At 69.6% G+C, this 668-nt stretch carries 1 protein-coding gene; it reads right to left on the reverse strand.

Going from position 1 to position 668, the window contains the following annotated elements; translation table 11 throughout:
- Nucleotides 1-668 (reverse strand): DUF1522 domain-containing protein (locus IVA88_RS00340; protein ID WP_247495313.1); only part of this gene is annotated, 668 nt, incomplete at both ends.

The following is a 668-nucleotide window of genomic DNA, read 5'->3' on the forward strand; positions in this document are numbered from 1 at the left end:
CCGCTCGTGCCATAACCGCTCGGAACGCTCGGCGCACCGGTCGAGCCCGGGATCGGCGCGTTCTTGAAGGTGATGACGTGACCGTCGACGTTCAGCGTCGAACCGTCGGCGATCGTTGCCCCCAGCGAGCCCGAGCTCGTGGTCCGGTTGACGTTGATGGTGGCGTTGCCGCCGCCCACGGCCGTCGTCAGGCCGAGAGCCTTGAGCAGGTCGGCCTTGCCGGTGACGCTGAGATCCGCACCCGTCGAGCTCTTCAGCGTGACGGCGCCGCCTGCGGCGGTCGAGACGGCAGCACCTGGCTGGCTGGCGCTCACGGCGATCGTCGCAGCACCCGCGGTGATGGATACGGTCTTGACGCCGCTGGCCAGATCGATCGCGGACAAGAGATCGTTGACGGTCGCGGTGGCGAGATAGACGGTGGTGTTGCCGCTGCCGTCGGTGACGAGGTTGCCGCTGACGCCCGAACCACTCGGAACGGCGGTCGACGCCGGAGCCGCGCCGCTGCGGAAGGTGATGGTCTTGCCGTTCACGGTCACCGTGTCGCCATCGGCAGGCTGGGCGTTGCCGGCCAGGCCGGTCGCGGTCGTGCCGTTGGTGGCGATCAGGGTGATGGCGCCGGTCAGGGCCGTGGTGCCGTCACCGGCCGTCGCGCCCGTGCTTGCAAAGGA

The sequence above is a fragment of the Bradyrhizobium sp. 149 genome (assembly GCF_023073915.1).
GTDB lineage: Bacteria > Pseudomonadota > Alphaproteobacteria > Rhizobiales > Xanthobacteraceae > Bradyrhizobium.